We start from the raw sequence: 17,012 nt of genomic DNA on the forward strand, positions 1-17,012 counted from the left end.
GAGAATTACTCCGGCTCACCATCGCCCAGCAATTCCAGCATGCGCGCTCGCACTTCTTCCATCACCTCTGGCAGCTCGTCTTTGCTCTTGCCCGCCGTATCGAGTGTGGCGCCTACACGGACATCCACCGGCTGCCCCAGATTGATCTGAACGCTGCGAGCCGGCAGCACCTTATGCACCCCGCGAATGGCAACTGGCACAATGACCGCCTCGGTGTCGAACGCCAAATGGAAACACCCTTTCTTGAACGGCAAAAGCTGGCCATCCGGGGAACGGGTACCTTCGGGCGCGGCCCAGAGCACTATACCGCTTTCCATCATGGCTTTGGCTTTTTGCAAATCCCTGACTGCCTCGGCGCGGTTAGAGCGATTGATCCACGGAAACTCTGCCGCCGCCATGGCCTGCCCGAGCAACGGAATGCGAGACAGTTCCTGTTTGGACAGCATTCGAATGGAACCAGGCAAAGAGACAAAACTGATGGGGATGTCGTAGTGGCTGGCATGAGTGCACATGATGATATAACGCCGGCCATCGTTAAAATCCGGCACCTCGCCCCGAACGGTGAGGCTGGCCCTGACCAGTTTAAGCAACGTGGCCGACCATTCCCGGCAATACTTATCCACAATCGGCCGGTTCAGTTTGCCGAACAAAGCCCGCAGCAAGATCAACAGCGAGTAGATGGCGGTCAAACCCACTGATCCCAATACCACAGCAATTCGGCGGAGCAAGGTCGCCGATTCAGTGAGCGGGCTTAAATTGAGTCGATTCATGACAAACACCTTTCCGACAAACTAAAAACGGATCATTTAACCGAATTATACCGGCTCGGGTGTTTGTGAGATAACGCACAAAGGTCTTAGCTGAGCGGGAAAATGCGAGTGCCAGGGAGTGTCGGCAGCGCCGAAGCACTGCCGAAGAGGCCATTAAGCGGTTTCTTGAAACACCATGGAAATGGAGTTCAGACAATAGCGCTGCCCGGTCGGTGGCGGGCCGTCCGGAAACACGTGGCCTTGATGGCTGTCGCAGCGGGCACAACGAATTTCCGTGCGGGTCATGCCCAAACTGGTGTCTTCGATATAACGAAGGTGCTCGGGATCAAACGGTTGAAAGAAGCTGGGCCAACCGGTTCCGGAATCAAATTTGGCATCAGAGCCGAATAACGGCAGGTCACACAGACGGCAGTGATACACGCCAGCTTTTTTGTTATCCAACAAAGTGCCGCAAAACGGATGTTCCGTGCCGTGATCCAGCAGTACTCGTTTTTCTTCGGCAGTTAGCCCGGCGGCCTTTTCTTCAACCTCGGCTTTGCTCAGGGGCGTTACGTCATAGCCTGCGGCGGACTTACTCATAGGGTTCTCCTCACGCGAGATCAGGGTCATCCTGACTGAATTCCGGTTTAAGTCGGTCTGGCCAAGCGGTGGCCAGTTTTTCCATTTTCGGCGCAGCAACGGCCATAATGTAGGGCTGCCATGGGTTGCGGGCGGCAAAGTTCTGGTGGTGAGCCTCTGCCGGATAGAACGCTTCCAGAGGCTCAACCGTTGTCACAACCGGCGCGGAATAGACACCCGACTCATTCAATTGTTGGATGTACGCTTCTGTTAGTGCTTTTTGCTCTTCGGTTTCATAAAACACGGCTGACCGATACTGGGTACCTACGTCGTTACCCTGTCGGTTCAGCTGCGTCGGATCATGAGCTACCGAGAAAAACACCCTCAGCAATTCGCCAAAACCGACTTTCGCCGGGTCGTAGTGCACATCAATCACTTCTGCATGACCGGTTGACCCTGTGCAGACAGCTTCGTAATTGGCCGTCTCGGCCGAACCACCTGCGTAACCGGATTCCACCCGGGTCACGCCGTCGATGGCAAGGAACACCGCCTCGACACACCAGAAGCAGCCCCCGGCCAGAACAACATGAGCGCTGCCTTCGCTTTCCTGTAATTCACGTTCCGGCGTTGGAAACCGGCTACGGGGCACATTAAGCCCCGGGATATTGCACGCTTCGCTCATAATCTTATCCACCCTTCAAAACAACATGATGCCCAGTATGGCACTTACCGGGGCGAGCCCCCAAACGGGCCAGCGCAGAACCGCTAGTGCCAACCACAGCAGCAAAGCGATGGCGAAATCCATCGAACCTCGCACCGCGGAGGTCCACACCGGGTCGTAAAGCGCAGCCAGAAGCAAACCAACCACGCCGGCATTGACGCCTGCCAGAGCAGCACGTGCCTTGGGATGTTTTCGGACCCAGCGCCATAATGGCAGACCGGCAAACACCAAAAGGGTTCCGGGCAGAAAGACGGCCAATAGGGCAATCACCGCGCCGGGAACACCTTCCTCAATGCCACCCAGAAACGCCGAGAAGGTGAACAGAGGCCCCGGTACCGCCTGGGCCGCTCCGTAACCCGCCAAGAAGGTATCGGCGGGCATTTGCCCGGTCTCGACAAAGCCTTCCTGCAACCAAGGCAACACCACATGGCCACCACCAAACACCAGCGCTCCGGCCTTGTAGAGTTCTGCCCCGACCCAAGCCAGAGAACCCGGCGCCAACGGTATTAACGAAAGTACCAACAGGCAGACAAATGCCACCGCAAACATCCAGGGTTTGCGAACCTGCCACCCTATTGTCATCGGCTCAATCGGGCTGCCCGCAGACAAGCTCAAACCGATCCCGGCCATCGCCGCCAGCGCCAACAACAATAGTTGCATCCAGGCCGCGCCGGCTATCAGCAACGCACTCGCCACCAACAGCGCGAGCACGCGCCGGGACATATCCGGGCATAACGCCCGCCCCATTTGCCAGACAGCCTGTACCACCACAGCAACCACAAATAGTTTCAACCCGTGCACCCACCCGCCAGAGCCGGCTTCCGGCCAGAACGCAAGCCCGAACGCAAACAAGGTCATCAACACCGCTGACGGCAGAGTAAATCCCAGCCAAGCCGCAAACGCGCCCTGGTAGCGTCCGCGCAGCAAACCAATGGTCAGTCCTACCTGGCTGGAAGCGGGCCCCGGCAACAACTGGCACAGCGCCACGACTTCAGCAAAGGCTTCTGAGGACAGCCACTTTCGCCGAGTCACAAACTCGTCGTGAAAGAAGCCCAGATGCGCAGCCGGGCCGCCGAACGAGGTCAGCCCCAAGCGCAAAAATATCTTGAAAATGTGCCAGCCAGACACCGAATCGGACGGGTCAGTTTCTGTCATCATCCATCTCCCGATAGCTCCCTAACATTCCCACAGTAAACATGAACATTGTATCGCTACGGTTGCAGATGCCCAGTGACCAACCATAATGACAACAGGGATCAGCATAAGGTCCCGCTCGGCATCAGGGAATCAGCATGACAGCGAAGGTTCGCGAACCCAAAAATCAGGAAGAGCTCTTACTCTACCGACTGAGCCTGCGATTAGGGCCGGTGCACGCCCGCCAGCGCCTGGGCATTGAGCAGGAGTCGGAAGCTTTGCTGCTGGGCCGGGACAAACGCTCCTTTCACCTCGAAAATCTCACGAACGCACCGCGATTAATCCGTTTTTGCCTTAAAGCCCTTGGCTTGTTTGGTCGGGCCCAAGCCAACAGCCGAAAACTCAGAACCGCTACCAATACATTCACGGTGCATAACTTGCCCCCGGCGTTCGAAGGCTATCGCATACTGCACCTGACCGATCTACATGTGGACATGGACGAGCAAAACCTGCAAGCGGTTATCCGGCAGATCCAACCTCTGGATTACGATGTGTGCGTGCTGACGGGTGATTATCGCCAGCTCACCTGGGGGCCGATGGAGGCCTCTCTGGAGGGCATGGCCAGGCTGCGGGAAGCCATCCGGGGCGAGGCCTACGCGGTGCTTGGCAACCACGACAGCATACGCATGGTGCCCGCTCTGGAGGATATGGGCTACCGGCTGTTATTGAACGAGATGACGCCGCTGGAACGCTCCGGCGAAAAAATCTATCTGGCGGGCATCGACGACGCCCACTACTACAAAGCCCACAACTTGCACAAAGCCGGTGATGACATTCCTGTCGGCGGTGTGAGCCTGTTGCTCAGCCACACCCCCGAGGTCTGGCGCGAGGCCGCCCATGCCGGTTACGACCTGTTCCTGTGCGGGCACACCCACGGCGGCCAGCTCTGTTTACCCGGCGGTATCCCTGTGACACTGGATTCCGATTGCCCCCGCCATCTCGGGCGGGGATTCTGGCGCGTGAACGGCATGCAGGGGTATACCTCGCCGGGTGCGGGCACATCGGTGCTGAACGTGCGCCTGAATTGCCCACCCGAAGTGACTCTGCATACGCTGACACGCGGCCCCTCGTGATGATTAGTGAGGCTGTTTGCGAATACCCAAACGGTATAACAAAGGGGAGAACAGCATATTCGACAAAGCAAAAAGCATGGCAATCGCCGCGATTTCCCAAAACGGCAAAGGAAACCAGAACCAGGCCATTAGCATCGGCAACGCGGCTTCAGGCAGTTGATCAAGCCAGACGGCCCGAGCACTGGAATCCAAGCCAATTCGGCGTTTAATGAAGCTGCTGAGCAGATCGCCCAGCAAAGATAATGCACCGAAACCTGCTCCAAACAACCAACCCAGATCCAGCCAAAGCGCAAACAATGAGCACGCCAAGGTACCCGAGAGCAGGCCGCGCCAGGTTTTGCTCGGCCCGAAAATTGGCCGGCCATCCGACCACGTCAGGCCGGCATCCACCGGCCAGTCGCTATATTTCGGCAGCAGCCGAGCCACAACCACCGGAACACCGTTGGCCAACACCAACAACACAAAGAGTTCCAGCGATAACAACAAGAACTCACCTCCGGCCATGTCTGCTTAGGCGAGACCTCCACGGGTCAATTTCAGTGGGTCCATGAGTTCTTCTAACCGCGCACGGCTCAACCCACTCCGCTCTTCTGCCACGTCGATCACCGGGCGCCCGGTGCTGTAGGCCTCTTTGGCAATCTCGGATGCCAACGCATAACCAATTTCCGGATTCAGCGCGGTCACCAGCACCGGGTTGCGGCTGACGCCATCACTTAAATGACCGGCATTGACGGTAAAGCCCTGAATCGATTTATCCGCCAGAATCCCAGCGGCGCCCGACATCAGTTTAATCATGTCCAACAAGTTACCGGCAACCAGTGGCAACATCACATTAAGCTGAAAGTTACCCGATTGGCCAGCAATCGCGACGGCCGCGTCTAGCCCCATGACCTGAGCCGAGGCCATAGCGACCGATTCAGGAATCACCGGGTTCACCTTACCCGGCATGATACTGCTACCCGGTTGTAGAGCCGGTAGGCTAATTTCAGCCAGGCCATGGATGGGGCCACTGTTCATCCAGCGCAAATCGTTGGCGATTTTTGTGAGTACCACCGCCACACCCCGCAGCTGGGCCGACAACGACAAGGGTGCATCCACTGCGCTTATGCCAACAAACTTATGCTCGAGGGACTTAAACGAAAATCCGGTGTTCATTTTCAGGAATTTGACGAATTGCTTGGCAAACTCGGAAGCCGCATTTACCCCGGTGCCCACAGCCGTTCCGCCTTGGGGCAAATACGCCAATTCATCAAGCACCGTTTCCAATCGCTTTTCGACCGCTGCCAGCTGTTCACGCCAGGTTCTCAGCTCCTGCCCCAACGTCACCGGCATGGCATCCATCAGGTGCGTTCTGCCGGTTTTTACTTGTTTGCTGAATTCCGCTTCGCGCTCGTAAATCACACCCTGCAGGTGCGACAGCGCTGGCATTAACTGCCCTTTGACCGCCAGCAGTGAACTCACATGAATGGCCGTTGGAATCACATCGTTAGAGCTTTGGCTCATGTTAACGTGATCGTTCGGATGAACGTCATGGCCCTGTTTGGCGGCAATCGAGGCGATGACTTCGTTCAGATTCATGTTGGTACTCGTGCCAGAACCTGTTTGATAGCGGTCGATCGGGAACTGGTCGGCGTACTCGCCCAAAATCAGTTTCTCGCAGGCATCGGCAATCGCGTCCCGACGCTGGCCGTCTAACAAACCCAATGACGCATTCGCCTGCGCCGCCGCACGCTTCACCTGTGCCATCGCCTTGATGAAATTTTCAGGCATGGGCTGGCCGCTCACAGGAAAGTTATCAATGGCCCGCTGGGTCTGTGCCCCCCATAGCGCATTGGCGGGAACCATCACCTCGCCCAGACTGTCCTTTTCCACTCGGTAATCGCTCATCACACCCTCCCTATTCTTACTTTGCCCTGCTTAACCGCACACGAGCTTACACCTAGCCTGCGCGCGCCGGTGACTTTAATCGGACATGGTCGCAAATACCGGTGACTTGCTCAAAGTTGAGGATCAAGGTGTGCACGGTCAAGGTGTAAGTATCGTGCAGATGGAATTTGAAGCGCTGCTGTTTCTCCCCTTGCAGAAACGCATCGTACTCACGCACCAGCTCCCGCACGTCACCACCTTCATTCTGGCTCCAGGTGGCGTTGTACGGGCCCAGCACGGCACCGCCTGCCAGGCAGACGGTGACTTCGTGGTTGGTGAGACTGCCGTTCTCCGTTGTCATAAGTCGCTCCTACAAAAGATGCCTTCTATCAGTGTAGTCGCTATACCGCCCCGAAAAGGTGGTGTCGCTCCGTCAGAAAGAAGAACAGCGCCTTCAAATGGGCGACGATGCGACGAAACTGGTTAACAACGCCCTCAACCGATTCGGTTTAACAGGTTTATTCAGCACAGGCAGATACTGTGCTCGTAATAAGGTGCGAACCTCATCGCTACGATCTGCCGTAATAATAGCGCCCGGCACATCTTCTCCCAGATACTTACGCACTCTGTGAATCGCGTCGAATCCGGTCTGATCGTCATCCAGATGGTAGTCTGCAAGTATGACCGTCGGTCGTTTGCCGGTCTGAGCAAGCTCCGCCAGCGCTTCTTCGCGGCCGAGAACAGGCATAACCTCACAGCCCCAACGTTCGAGCAGCATCTGCATACTTTCGAGCACAGCGGGTTCGTTATCGATCACCAGTACCAAAGCGCCATCAAAGCCCGCTTTCAACACCGGTGGAACAACCGGCGGATGACGTTTTTCGTAGCGAGGCGCCAAGGCTCTCGACAACGTCAGTGTAAACCGGGAGCCCCGGCCCAAGTTGGAGGCCACATCGATTCGGCATCCCAAAACACCCACCATTCGCTCTACAATCGCCAAGCCCAACCCCGCTCCTTGCCGGCCTCCTGCACCATGCGGCAGCACCTGATGGAACTCGGCAAAGATATCCAGGAGTTTTTCGGGCGCGATTCCGACACCGGTGTCCCACACTTGCAGTTGCACCTCTTCATCTCGCACACGCACCGCCAGCAGAACACCCCCTTGCCGGGTATAACGAAAGGCGTTACTCAAGAGATTCCGGACAATCCGGGCAAGCATGCGCGGGTCGGTATGGACAAACGCAGAGGTACTGCGGATCCGAAAATCAAGCTCCTCATTGGCGGCAACGGCACTGAACTCTTCCCCCAGATCCCGCACCAACTCATTGATATCAAGATGGATAAAATCAGGCTTCATGGCCTGCTGATCCAGTTTGGAGATATCCAGCAAATCGGCCAAGAGTTCTTCCGCGCCTTCCAGAGCGCGATGAGCCTGTAGAACCATCTTGCTTTCGCGCTCTGGCAAGGCCCCTTCCTGAAGCGCCGACACCATCAAGCGCGCCGCATTCAGGGGTTGCAACAAATCATGGCTGGCAGCGGCCAAATATTTGTCTTTGCTACGATTCGCTTCTTCCGCCGCGTCCTTGGCAACGACCAGTTCTCGCTCGACCTTTTCGCGTTCTTCAATCTGATAGCGCAAATCAACATTGGCGTTCTGCAGAGCCTCAGTGCGCTCCAAAACCCGATGCTCCAGCTCCGCGTTCAGTTGCTCCAGCCGTTGACGTGCATGCACGCGCTCCGAAATGTCCGCTACAAAGGTTTCGACAACCTCGGGCCCGAGATCAGGCCGCCTGAGCATGGTAATGGCCACATCCACCGCGGTTTGGTCGGCGCGCCGAAACCGAGTTTCCCGTGCATTCAAGCTTCCACGATCCAGCAACTCCTGGCGAAGCGCGTCGAACTCCGCTGCGCTAAAAAAAAGCTGCTCTCGCAACCGCACAATGCTGCTCTGTAATTGCTCCGCACTGTCATAACCGCAAATGCGTGCCATCGCCGGGTTACAGGCCACAAACCCGCCTCGGAGGTTGGCTTGGAATATGCCGTGCAGCGCATTCTCGAACAGCCATTTATACCGATTGCGCTCCTGCTCGAGTTCGTCAATTCGCTGCTGAAGGGCGGGATAGTAATTTTTCCGAACCGATTGGCGACCCAAACCCAACAGGTCGCCTATGCCGTATTCGCCTGGATCCGTTTCAGAGGGCTTCTTCATAAACCACCTGAACGTCCCTCAAAGACGACTTTCGAGGGTTCGTCAGTATGCAGGGGTCTTTCAGGGCATAGCCGGAGAGGTAAGGAATATCCGACACGCTCACGCCCAATTCATTCAAACGCGCTTCCAACCCGAGTGTTTTCTTGAGTGAGATGATTCTCGACATCAAGCGCTTTTTGACCAGCGCATTGGCCATACCGCGGGTATCAATATCCATAGCCTCGGCCACTCGCCGAAAGCGATCCTCTGCCGAGGCAAAGTTATACCCAACAACGTGTTCCAGCAGAAGCGCGTTGCACAATCCGTGGGGCAGATCGAGAAACCCACCCAGGCTATGGGACATGGCGTGTACGGCACCAAGAATAGCATTCGAGAACGCAAGGCCCGCCTGCATGGACGCGAGCATGATTTGCTCCCTGAGCACCGGATCCGACGGGTTTGCCACCAAAGGTTCCAGGTTGCGGTTAATCAAGCGGATGGCTTCCAGCGCATGCGTATCGGTGAGCGGCCCGCTGCCCGTAGAAACGAAGGCTTCGATCGCGTGCACCAAAGCATCTACGCCCGTGCAAGCGGTCAGGTAAGAGCCCATGGTTTCGGTCACCTCGGGATCGATCAGGGACACATCCGGAACCACCGCTTTGCTAATGATGGAGAACTTGAAGCGACGATCTGGATCCGAAATGATCGCAAACTGGGAAACATCGGCCGAGGTCCCGGCCGTGGTAGGTATCAAGATCAGAGGCGGCGGCGGATTGGTAATGGTATCCACGCCTTCAAACTCGAGAATACTGCGCCCGTGCGTTGCAACAATGCCAATGCCCTTGGCGCAATCCATGGGGCTACCACCGCCAATGGCAACAATCACGTCGCACTGGTTGGCCAGGTACTGTTCAGCCCCGGCCATCACTTCATCGACCTTCGGGTTGGGAGAAATGGCAGTGAACGTCGTACATTCGAGCCCCGCCTCGGTTAACAACTGCTCTGTCTCGTGCACCCAACCCGCGGCTTTTACACCCGGATCAGATACCAAAAAGACATGCCGCGCGCCCAGGTTGGCGGCGAAGTTCGCAACTGATCTTCTGGAGCCGGCCCCAAATACGATTTCTGGCGAAACAAACTTACGCAGGGATGAAATATCATGACTCATGGCAGCCTTATCAACTCGGTTGTTGTTATAGATATTGCTGACATACTACCCCATGTTTCAGGGAGCGACACCGGGCTTTTGGCTAACGCTTCCGTCTCGCCAGGCCTGAATAGAACTGCCAAAGCGTATCAAGTACTTTGGCTTGGCTCTCCAAAGTCCGGAATCCGTGTTCTTCTTCATCAAACCAGACAAGCTCTGCGTACTGACCCGTTTCTTTAAGAGCCTTGACCATGGAGAGCGTCTGCTCTGGAACAACAACACGGTCGCGCCCGCCTTGAAAGAACAGCGCCGGGCAAACAATCTGCCTGGCGAGTCGCGCCGGTGTGCGCGCTTGCCATCGGTGGCCCTTTGGCCCCGGCTCACCCAAAAGCCAATCCAGATAGCCGGACTCAAAGCGATGAGTGGCCGCTTTCAACGTTAGCGGGTCGGTAACACCGTATAAACTTGCCAGCCCGCTCAGGCGCTGTTCGGGCTGGATAGCCGACATAAGCGCGGTATAGCCCCCCGAGCTTCTGCCCTGAACAAACACCCTGTTGGGATCAACCAAGCCAGCGTCACTGAGCGCATCTTTCATCCTAAACATATCGGCGACATCGGCTTCGCCCCACTGGCCCGCCAGCGCCTGCCGGAACTCGCGACCAAACCCGGTGCTGCCGGTGTAATTTACTTCCGCAACCGCGAATCCCCGCTGACACCAGAACTGCGCTTGGGGATTGAATGTTGCGTAAGCCGCCGACGTTGGCCCGCCGTGGGCGATCAGAATAAGCGGCGGTTTTTCCACAGGTTGCTCCGGCAGGTACAAAAACCCTTGCAACGCACGGGGATGCTCGCCGCCAGATGGGAGCACAATACTCTCTGGCCATACACAGCTGTTGCCGCCTAGAGCAACAGGCGCACTGAACAGTGGCTGAGCTTGCTGCCCGGCGAAAAGATTCAATCGCAAAATCGTGTCGCTCAGATCCGGCCTGCGCGCGACACAGTAAAGGTCGTCGCCGCTGACAACGAGATCACGGAAATCGGTGTAAGCGCTCGCAACTTGCCTGATCTCACCCTTCTGTTCCAGCCATAGCTCACCAATGCCTTGGCGATAGCGGACCCGAGCCCAACCACCTCCCGGTAGAGGGCAAGCGTGTTTTTCTCCTAGCTGCCATGGCGCATTCGCATGGTCCGTGTTGGACGAAAGTGCTGGTAACCAATGCAGCTCTCCTTCTTGCCGGACCACCCGATAAGGTTGCCACCAATCACCGTGGTCTGAGACAACCCACAAACTTTGTGCCACGAACTGCGGTTGCTGGACGCTGCCGCCTCCGGGCGGTTCGGCTTTGGCGACCTTTACCGGCTTACCGGAGCTCTCCAACTCAGCGAGACAGACCCACGATTGATCCCATGGCATATGGGGAGAAAACCACCCAGTCCATGCTATCTGCTGCCCATCCGGACAGATGGCTGGAGCCCCGTAGAAGTCGAATTGATCATCCAGGACCGTCAGACGGCCCAAAAAATCAACGGCGACCAGATCTTGCTCTCCCCGTTTCTCTCGAACAGCTATCCAACGCGGCCGGAGCGGATCGGGCGTCAGCCCGCCCCATGTAGAATCTGGGTCCCTGACCAAAAGCTGCCGTTGGCGGCTCTCCAGATTCATGCTCCAGAGGCATTGATCCTCCGACACCCAGCACACAGATTCCGGGGTGACTGCATAAGCGCCGCCACCGTAGCCGTTCAGCCGGCTGCGGATACTGTTCCCCGTATTCAGGCGTTCTGATCGTCGGCCGTCATACCGCCAAAGACTGACAAAGCCGTCCTCGGGTTCTGTCGCCAACCAGAAAAGCATTCCTCCACTGACCCGCAACTCGGCATACTGTCGCGCCCCAGCACAGGCTTCCCGAGCTGAAATCAGGTTACTTTCGGAAAAAGACACGGGAGTTCTTGGTATTGCGATAAACGAGGTCGTCCAGCCCCGCCGTGGCATGCTCGGCCGCCGTCCGGGCAGCCAGAATTCGATCATGATGAGGTGACTTTCCACACACCGGGTCCGCATTATCGGCATCCCCGGTCAGCAAGTAGGCCTGACAGCGGCAGCCGCCAAAATCTTTGTCTTTTTCATCACAAGAGCGGCATGGCTCTGGCATCCAGCTGTCACCCCGATAATGGTTAAAACCGGGGCTTTGGTACCAGATTTCTTCGAGCGACATCGACTTTACGTTCGGAAATTCGATGGGAAGTAACCGAGCACTGTGGCACGGTAAGGCCGTCCCGTCAGGCGCTACGGTCAGGAACAGACTGCCCCAACCGTTCATGCAGGCCTTGGGGCGCTCCTCGTAATAATCCGGAGTCACAAAGATCACTTTCATGGGATGGTCTCGCTCCCGGAGATCATCCCGGAAGTGATTCACCGTTGCCTCGGCGGTCTCTAACTGACCTCGAGAGGGCATCAAGCCTTCACGATTGGCGAACGCCCAGCCATAGTATTGGCAGGTCGCCAACTCGACATAATCCGCCCCGAGACTTTCACAGAGCGTGAGAATATCCGACATCTGATGGATGTTATGGCGATGGATGACGAAATTGAGCACCATCGGATAGCCCGCTTCTTTCACCGCCCGGGCCATAGCCAACTTTTGTTCAAATGCCTTTTTGGAGCCCGCCACTGCATTGTTCAATTCCGGGTCTGAGGCCTGAAAACTTACCTGAATATGATCAAGCCCGGCCTCAGCAAAGGCCTGAACCTTGGCTTCTGTGAGCCCTAAACCTGAGGTGATCAAGTTGGTGTAATAACCCAATTCACGGGCACCCGCGATCAGCTCAGGCAAGTCTTGGCGCACCAACGGCTCACCGCCGGAAAAGCCCAGCTGGGCTGCGCCCATGGCGCGCCCCTGTCGAAGCACATCCAGCCACTGTTCGGTCGAGAGTTCTTGCTCACGATCGGCGTAATCCAGCGGGTTCGAGCAATACGGACACTGGAGTGGGCAGCGATAAGTAAGTTCCGCCAGCAACCATAATGGCGGCCCGGCACTCGCATCAGAACACCTCATAACCATTCAATCCAATGTTGGTTCGCAGCATCGGCCAGAAACTGCTCGACATCACCCGACAGAGAACCGGCCTCTGGAAACTTGCTTTCAAGCGAAGCGATAATTTCCTGTATAGACTGCACGCCATCCACCTCCGCCAGAATGGCGCCGGCACTGGCATTCAATTTAACCATGCCTTCGGGATACAACAGCACGTGACTTTGCTGAGCTGGCTCCCACTGAAAGCGAAAGCCTCTTCTCAAGTTCGGGATATCGGCCACAAAAACCTCCTTACACGCCACGATGCCAGACCTGTTTATCCGTCACGGTGTGATAGGGCGGCGTCTTATGGACATAGGCCATAGACATGGCATCCAGCATGGCCCAGAGAATATCGAGCTTGAACTGCAATATCTCGAACGCCCGCTGCTGCTGAGCCTCCGTCACGAAGTGATCCAGGGTAATACTCAAGCCATGTTCCACATCTCGCCGCGCCTCGGATAAACGCTTACGGAAATAGCGATAGCCGCCCTCTTCAATCCACGGATAGTGGGCTGGCCAACTGTCTAACCGGGACTGGTGAATCTCCGGCGCAAACAATTCGGTTAATGATGAGCAGGCAGCTTCCTGCCAGGTCGCGCGGCGAGCAAAGTTAAGGTACGCATCCACGGCAAACCGCACCCCCGGCAACACGTGTCGCTGGTCAATCACCTCTTCCCGCGTCAGTCCTGTGGCTTCAGCCAGCTGTAACCAAGCCTCAATACCACCGGCCGAATCCTCGTCACCGTCATGGTCCAGAATCCTTTGCAACCACAACCGTCGTACCGCTGCATCCGGGCAGTTGGCCATGATGGCTGCATCTTTTTGGGGAATGTTGATCTGATAGTAATAACGGTTAGCCACCCAGCCTCGAATTTGCTCCGGTGTGCAGGCACCGCTGTACATGGCTCGATGGAAAGGGTGATGAATATGGTAAAAAGCGCCTTTCGCCCGCAACGCTTTTTCAAAACTTTCTCGATTCAGGACGGTGCTGACTTTCGCGTTCATAGCAGGCCTCACAACTCAATCTGCATACCGTCCCACGACACTTCGATTCCGTGCGCCGCCAATTCGGCACGCTCTGGTGAATCTTCGTTCAGGATCGGATTGGTATTGTTGATGTGGATAAGAATCTTGCGGCTGGCGGGCAGGCTGTCGAGCAATTCGATCATGCCGCCTTCACCCGCCTGGGCCAGATGCCCCATTTGCTGACCGGTTCGGGTACCCACTTCCTGACGAATCATTTCATCGTCGTGCCAGACTGTACCGTCTACCAATAAAACATCGGCTTGCTGCATCCATGCCCGGATGCGTTCGTCCGGCTGACCAAGGCCCGGTGCGTAGAGCAGAGATTTATTCGCAACACGATCCCGAATGAAAAGGCCAATGTTGTCGCCCGGGTGCGGGTTATCACGGCGAGGCGAGTATGGCGGCGCATTACTGAGCAACGGAATTGCCGTCAGCTCCAGTGAGGGTGCGCAAGGAATAGTGAAAGGATCTTGTTCCGAAGCATGGACTTCACACCAGTTGAGCCCGCCGTTCCAATGCTTAAGCATCTCGAACAACGGAAAACCGCTGCTCAGATCATCACGAACCTGCGGCGTGCACCATACATCGAGGGGCAGTCCCTCACGCAGAGATAACAAGCCGGTGGTGTGGTCGACCTGGCTGTCCATCAACACGATGGCAGAAATACCGGTATCGCGTAGAGCTCGGGCCGGCTGCATGGCTGGAAAATCGGCTAACTGGGCTCGAATATCAGGTGAGGCGTTAAACAGAATCCAGTGTTCACCATCGTCACTGATGGCTATGGATGATTGGGTGCGGGCACTGGCATTGAGGCTGCCGTCACGGAACCCGGAACAGTTAGAACAATTACAGTTCCACTGAGGAAACCCGCCGCCCGCTCCAGAACCCAGAATACGAATGTGCATACAAAACCTCCTGAGCCGGGATCAAACAGCCAGCCAAAGGCTGGCCATCTGTTACTCAGCGGTTAGCAAAGTACATGGTGACTTCGAAACCGATGCGCAGGTCTTCATAAGCTGGTTTGGTCCACATGATGATCACCTCTTGTCATGATTATTAGTGCGTTGCATGTATGTATCCACACCCTTGGAAAGCCGAAGGGTACGATTTCATGCTAATGACAGAGGACCACTACCCATATGGTACTTTGGAACTGTTTTAGACCGCCTTAAAGTAGCAGCGCTTTGGCCCGCTGGTTCAATTGAGACTCCCCCTCAGGCACCTAACATGAGACAGATACAATAATAATGTCAGGAGAAGTCTTATGGCCGGGCGCTTGCTGCTCATCATCTTGATGGCATTCCCTTTATCAGGGCATACCGCGGAGATACCTCGGGAAACCAAAGAGGTTATACAGGCGCTGTTTCCTTCAGCAACCGTCATCGAAGACAAGCTGCCTGACTTTCCCGTTTACCCGGTGTACCAATTACAGGAGCTGTTGGGCTACGCCTACGTCTCCACAGACTTCACCAAACTTCAGGGCTTTGCCGGAAAGCCGATCACCATGATGATCGGACTGGACACCAAAGGCCGCTTCACCGGGGTGAAAGTTCTGCACCATCACGAGCCGGTCTTCCTACACGGCCTGGGCGAAGCGCCACTGACCGAGTTTGTGAACCAATACGAAGGCAGCGCTCTGACCGAACAGATCATCGTGCAGGCTTCCAGTCGCTCGGCGCGCAGCAACACCGGCGATCAGGTGTACTTCGACGGGGTCAGCAAAGCGACTGTTTCCGTGCTGATTATCAACGACACCATTCTTTCCTCGGCGCTTCAGGTCGCTCGAAACAAGCTCGAAGGCTTTACCCAAGCAGCCCCCACACAAGCCCGGCAAGATTTCTATGAGCCACTGAATTGGCAGCAGATGCTGGAACGGGGTTACATCAACAAAGTCGCCATTTCTTCGGACGAGGTCGAAGCAACTCTCGGGCGCCCACTGTCGGACTACCCCATGGATCTCGAACCGGAGCCCGGCGAACCTTTTACCGAACTCTATTATGCCTACATGAACTCACCAATGGTGGGTCGCAACCTGCTGGGCGATCAGGCCTACGCGTCATTCCTTGAGCGCCTGAATGACCAAGGCAAGGTAATGTTGCTTATGTCTCGAGGGGTTTTCCAGCATGTGAGCCCGGACTTTGTCCCCGGCAGCACTCCCAGCCGGACGGGGTTGAATCAGGGCCAGCTGGCCATCGAGCTACGGGATCTGAACTGGCTGGAAACCGGGCAAACTCTTGCCGCACCCGGAGCCCCCGTCATGGACGCGATGAATCTGTTTCGAGTGGGCGGAAACGCCGGTTTCAACCCCGGCGCCGAGGCCAGCTTTCACCTGGACGTATCTCTGCCACGCAATCACCTGATCACTGATAACGCCCGTTTCACCATGCCCGTTGCGTTTGCCGATGAGCTATTTGAAACGGTGGAGGTGCAAGCGGATCCGCGCCAAAATCGCGAGCCGGTTTGGGTGGGTCTTTGGAAAGAACGCGGGTGGCAAATCGCTTTGTTGGTGGCCGCTTTGTCGATACTCACGGTATTTTTTGCCCGCCAGAAAACCCTGACCCGCCACCCGAAACTGGTGCACCGGTTCCGCTGGGGATTCCTGTTCTTCACGGTGTTCTTTATTGGCTTTTACGCCCAAGGCCAGCTGTCTGTGGTGAACATTTACACTCTGTTCCTGGCGCTGTGGGACGGTTTTTCCCTGAACGTGTTCCTGCTGGACCCGGTCATTTTCATTCTCTGGATTTACACCTTCGCCACTCTGTTTATCTGGGGACGCGGTTTATTTTGCGGTTGGCTATGCCCCTTCGGGGCCCTGCAAGAAATGGCCTCCTGGCTCGGACAAAAACTCGGTTTGCGTCAGGTTAAAATTCCGGAACACTGGCATCGCCGACTTATCCTGCTGAAATACCCAATTCTGCTGACGCTGGTCGGTACCGCGTTCTATTCATTAACACTTGCAGAACAGTTGGCCGAGGTCGAGCCGTTCAAAACCAGCATTACCCTGCACTTTGTACGGTATTGGCCCTTCGTAGCGTACGCCGCCATTCTGCTGGTCATCGGCATGTTTGTGCACAAATTCTACTGCCGATACCTGTGCCCGCTAGGCGCCGGGCTTGCTGTACTGGGGCGCTTCCGTCTGTTCAGCTGGCTGGATCGGGTCAAACGATGCGGGCAACCCTGCCAGCACTGCAAGAACGAGTGTGGCATCAATGCCATCCGAAAAGATGGTCGTGTGGATTACGACGAGTGTATTCAGTGCTTGGAATGCGTGGTGATATTACGTGACCAGAACCAGTGCGTGGATGCCATTGTTCGCAACAAACAACAGCAAAAACAGGCAAGGATCCTGGCCACGGATGCTACACCACGCCAGACCTCAGCAGCGCATTGAAACG

At 56.2% G+C, this 17,012-nt stretch carries 17 protein-coding genes; 2 read left to right on the forward strand and 15 right to left on the reverse strand.

Annotation, left to right across the window (positions count from 1 at the left end):
* Positions 1 to 5 precede the first annotated feature (5 nt).
* The 4 genes from MWU64_RS02270 to chrA all read right to left on the reverse strand — a co-directional run bounded on the left by MWU64_RS02270 (position 6) and on the right by chrA (position 3,204).
* Complete coding sequence (locus MWU64_RS02270; protein ID WP_247060312.1) at positions 6 to 770, reverse strand: lysophospholipid acyltransferase family protein; 765 nt, start codon at positions 768 to 770, stop codon at positions 6 to 8.
* 153 nt (positions 771 to 923) lie between these two features.
* The gene (gene msrB / locus MWU64_RS02275) at positions 924 to 1,349 is read right to left on the reverse strand and encodes a peptide-methionine (R)-S-oxide reductase MsrB (RefSeq protein WP_247060321.1); all 426 of its coding nucleotides are present in this window, start codon (positions 1,347 to 1,349) and stop codon (positions 924 to 926) included.
* Positions 1,350 to 1,359: 10 nt separating this feature from the next.
* Positions 1,360 to 2,010 (reverse strand): peptide-methionine (S)-S-oxide reductase MsrA, encoded by a 651-nt coding sequence (gene msrA / locus MWU64_RS02280; protein ID WP_247060323.1) that lies wholly within the window; start codon positions 2,008 to 2,010, stop codon positions 1,360 to 1,362.
* A 15-nt stretch (positions 2,011 to 2,025) separates the two neighbouring features.
* Positions 2,026 to 3,204, reverse strand: a complete 1,179-nt coding sequence (gene chrA / locus MWU64_RS02285; protein ID WP_247060326.1) for a chromate efflux transporter — start codon at positions 3,202 to 3,204, stop codon at positions 2,026 to 2,028.
* A 137-nt stretch (positions 3,205 to 3,341) separates the two neighbouring features.
* On the opposite strand from chrA, the gene MWU64_RS02290 reads away from it, so the two are divergent.
* On the forward strand, positions 3,342 to 4,316 hold the full coding sequence (locus MWU64_RS02290; protein WP_247060334.1) for a metallophosphoesterase: 975 nt from the start codon (positions 3,342 to 3,344) through the stop codon (positions 4,314 to 4,316).
* Positions 4,317 to 4,319: 3 nt separating this feature from the next.
* Here MWU64_RS02290 and MWU64_RS02295 read toward each other — a convergent pair whose 3' ends face one another.
* The 11 genes from MWU64_RS02295 to pqqA all read right to left on the reverse strand — a co-directional run bounded on the left by MWU64_RS02295 (position 4,320) and on the right by pqqA (position 14,649).
* Positions 4,320 to 4,802: a CDP-archaeol synthase gene (locus MWU64_RS02295; RefSeq protein WP_247060337.1), complete on the reverse strand. Its 483-nt coding sequence runs from the start codon at positions 4,800 to 4,802 to the stop codon at positions 4,320 to 4,322.
* 24 nt (positions 4,803 to 4,826) lie between these two features.
* Positions 4,827 to 6,203, reverse strand: coding sequence for a class II fumarate hydratase (locus tag MWU64_RS02300; RefSeq protein ID WP_247060338.1), 1,377 nt, complete (start codon positions 6,201 to 6,203; stop codon positions 4,827 to 4,829).
* 52 nt (positions 6,204 to 6,255) lie between these two features.
* Positions 6,256 to 6,543 carry a hypothetical protein gene (locus MWU64_RS02305; RefSeq protein WP_247060339.1) on the reverse strand — a complete coding sequence of 96 codons (288 nt, stop codon included), beginning with the start codon at positions 6,541 to 6,543 and terminating at the stop codon, positions 6,256 to 6,258.
* A 93-nt stretch (positions 6,544 to 6,636) separates the two neighbouring features.
* Positions 6,637 to 8,391 (reverse strand): NahK/ErcS family hybrid sensor histidine kinase/response regulator, encoded by a 1,755-nt coding sequence (locus MWU64_RS02310; protein ID WP_247060341.1) that lies wholly within the window; start codon positions 8,389 to 8,391, stop codon positions 6,637 to 6,639.
* A complete protein-coding gene (gene ercA / locus MWU64_RS02315; RefSeq protein ID WP_247060343.1) occupies positions 8,375 to 9,538 on the reverse strand; it encodes an alcohol dehydrogenase-like regulatory protein ErcA in 1,164 nt (387 codons plus the stop codon). Before ercA ends, MWU64_RS02310 begins: the two co-directional genes overlap by 17 nt.
* Positions 9,539 to 9,620: 82 nt before the next feature.
* A complete protein-coding gene (locus tag MWU64_RS02320; protein ID WP_247060345.1) occupies positions 9,621 to 11,456 on the reverse strand; it encodes a prolyl oligopeptidase family serine peptidase in 1,836 nt (611 codons plus the stop codon).
* Entirely contained in the window at positions 11,437 to 12,570 is a 1,134-nt protein-coding gene (gene pqqE, locus MWU64_RS02325) for a pyrroloquinoline quinone biosynthesis protein PqqE (protein ID WP_247060347.1), read from the reverse strand. The genes MWU64_RS02320 and pqqE overlap by 20 nt, the downstream gene beginning before the upstream one ends.
* Positions 12,567 to 12,830 carry a pyrroloquinoline quinone biosynthesis peptide chaperone PqqD gene (gene pqqD / locus MWU64_RS02330; RefSeq protein WP_247060349.1) on the reverse strand — a complete coding sequence of 88 codons (264 nt, stop codon included), beginning with the start codon at positions 12,828 to 12,830 and terminating at the stop codon, positions 12,567 to 12,569. Before pqqD ends, pqqE begins: the two co-directional genes overlap by 4 nt.
* A 10-nt stretch (positions 12,831 to 12,840) precedes the next feature.
* Positions 12,841 to 13,596, reverse strand: coding sequence for a pyrroloquinoline-quinone synthase PqqC (gene pqqC / locus MWU64_RS02335; RefSeq protein ID WP_133007383.1), 756 nt, complete (start codon positions 13,594 to 13,596; stop codon positions 12,841 to 12,843).
* 8 nt (positions 13,597 to 13,604) lie between these two features.
* The gene (gene pqqB / locus MWU64_RS02340; protein ID WP_247060356.1) at positions 13,605 to 14,522 is read right to left on the reverse strand and encodes a pyrroloquinoline quinone biosynthesis protein PqqB; all 918 of its coding nucleotides are present in this window, start codon (positions 14,520 to 14,522) and stop codon (positions 13,605 to 13,607) included.
* A gap of 55 nt (positions 14,523 to 14,577) precedes the next feature.
* Positions 14,578 to 14,649: a pyrroloquinoline quinone precursor peptide PqqA gene (gene pqqA, locus MWU64_RS02345; RefSeq protein WP_007153157.1), complete on the reverse strand. Its 72-nt coding sequence runs from the start codon at positions 14,647 to 14,649 to the stop codon at positions 14,578 to 14,580.
* 232 nt (positions 14,650 to 14,881) lie between these two features.
* Between pqqA and MWU64_RS02350 the strand changes: the two genes are divergently transcribed.
* Entirely contained in the window at positions 14,882 to 17,008 is a 2,127-nt protein-coding gene (locus MWU64_RS02350) for a NosR/NirI family protein (protein ID WP_247060358.1), read from the forward strand.
* Positions 17,009 to 17,012 lie beyond the last annotated feature (4 nt).

Origin of the sequence: Marinobacter sp. S0848L, assembly GCF_023016065.1 — a bacterium.
Classification (GTDB): Bacteria; Pseudomonadota; Gammaproteobacteria; order Pseudomonadales; family Oleiphilaceae; genus Marinobacter.

Bases quoted from the DNA above. Each gene is read 5' to 3' on its own strand.
- chrA (WP_247060326.1), bottom strand. From the start codon at position 3,204: ATGACAGAAACTGACCCGTCCGATTCGGTGTCTGGCTGGCACATTTTC.
- pqqB (WP_247060356.1), bottom strand. From the start codon at position 14,522: ATGCACATTCGTATTCTGGGTTCTGGAGCGGGCGGCGGGTTTCCTCAG.
- pqqC (WP_133007383.1), bottom strand. From the start codon at position 13,596: ATGAACGCGAAAGTCAGCACCGTCCTGAATCGAGAAAGTTTTGAAAAA.
- MWU64_RS02310 (WP_247060341.1), bottom strand. From the start codon at position 8,391: ATGAAGAAGCCCTCTGAAACGGATCCAGGCGAATACGGCATAGGCGAC.
- ercA (WP_247060343.1), bottom strand. From the start codon at position 9,538: ATGAGTCATGATATTTCATCCCTGCGTAAGTTTGTTTCGCCAGAAATC.
- msrA (WP_247060323.1), bottom strand. From the start codon at position 2,010: ATGAGCGAAGCGTGCAATATCCCGGGGCTTAATGTGCCCCGTAGCCGG.
- MWU64_RS02300 (WP_247060338.1), bottom strand. From the start codon at position 6,203: ATGAGCGATTACCGAGTGGAAAAGGACAGTCTGGGCGAGGTGATGGTT.
- MWU64_RS02270 (WP_247060312.1), bottom strand. From the start codon at position 770: ATGAATCGACTCAATTTAAGCCCGCTCACTGAATCGGCGACCTTGCTC.
- msrB (WP_247060321.1), bottom strand. From the start codon at position 1,349: ATGAGTAAGTCCGCCGCAGGCTATGACGTAACGCCCCTGAGCAAAGCC.
- MWU64_RS02350 (WP_247060358.1), top strand. From the start codon at position 14,882: ATGGCCGGGCGCTTGCTGCTCATCATCTTGATGGCATTCCCTTTATCA.
- pqqE (WP_247060347.1), bottom strand. From the start codon at position 12,570: ATGAGGTGTTCTGATGCGAGTGCCGGGCCGCCATTATGGTTGCTGGCG.
- MWU64_RS02290 (WP_247060334.1), top strand. From the start codon at position 3,342: ATGACAGCGAAGGTTCGCGAACCCAAAAATCAGGAAGAGCTCTTACTC.
- MWU64_RS02305 (WP_247060339.1), bottom strand. From the start codon at position 6,543: ATGACAACGGAGAACGGCAGTCTCACCAACCACGAAGTCACCGTCTGC.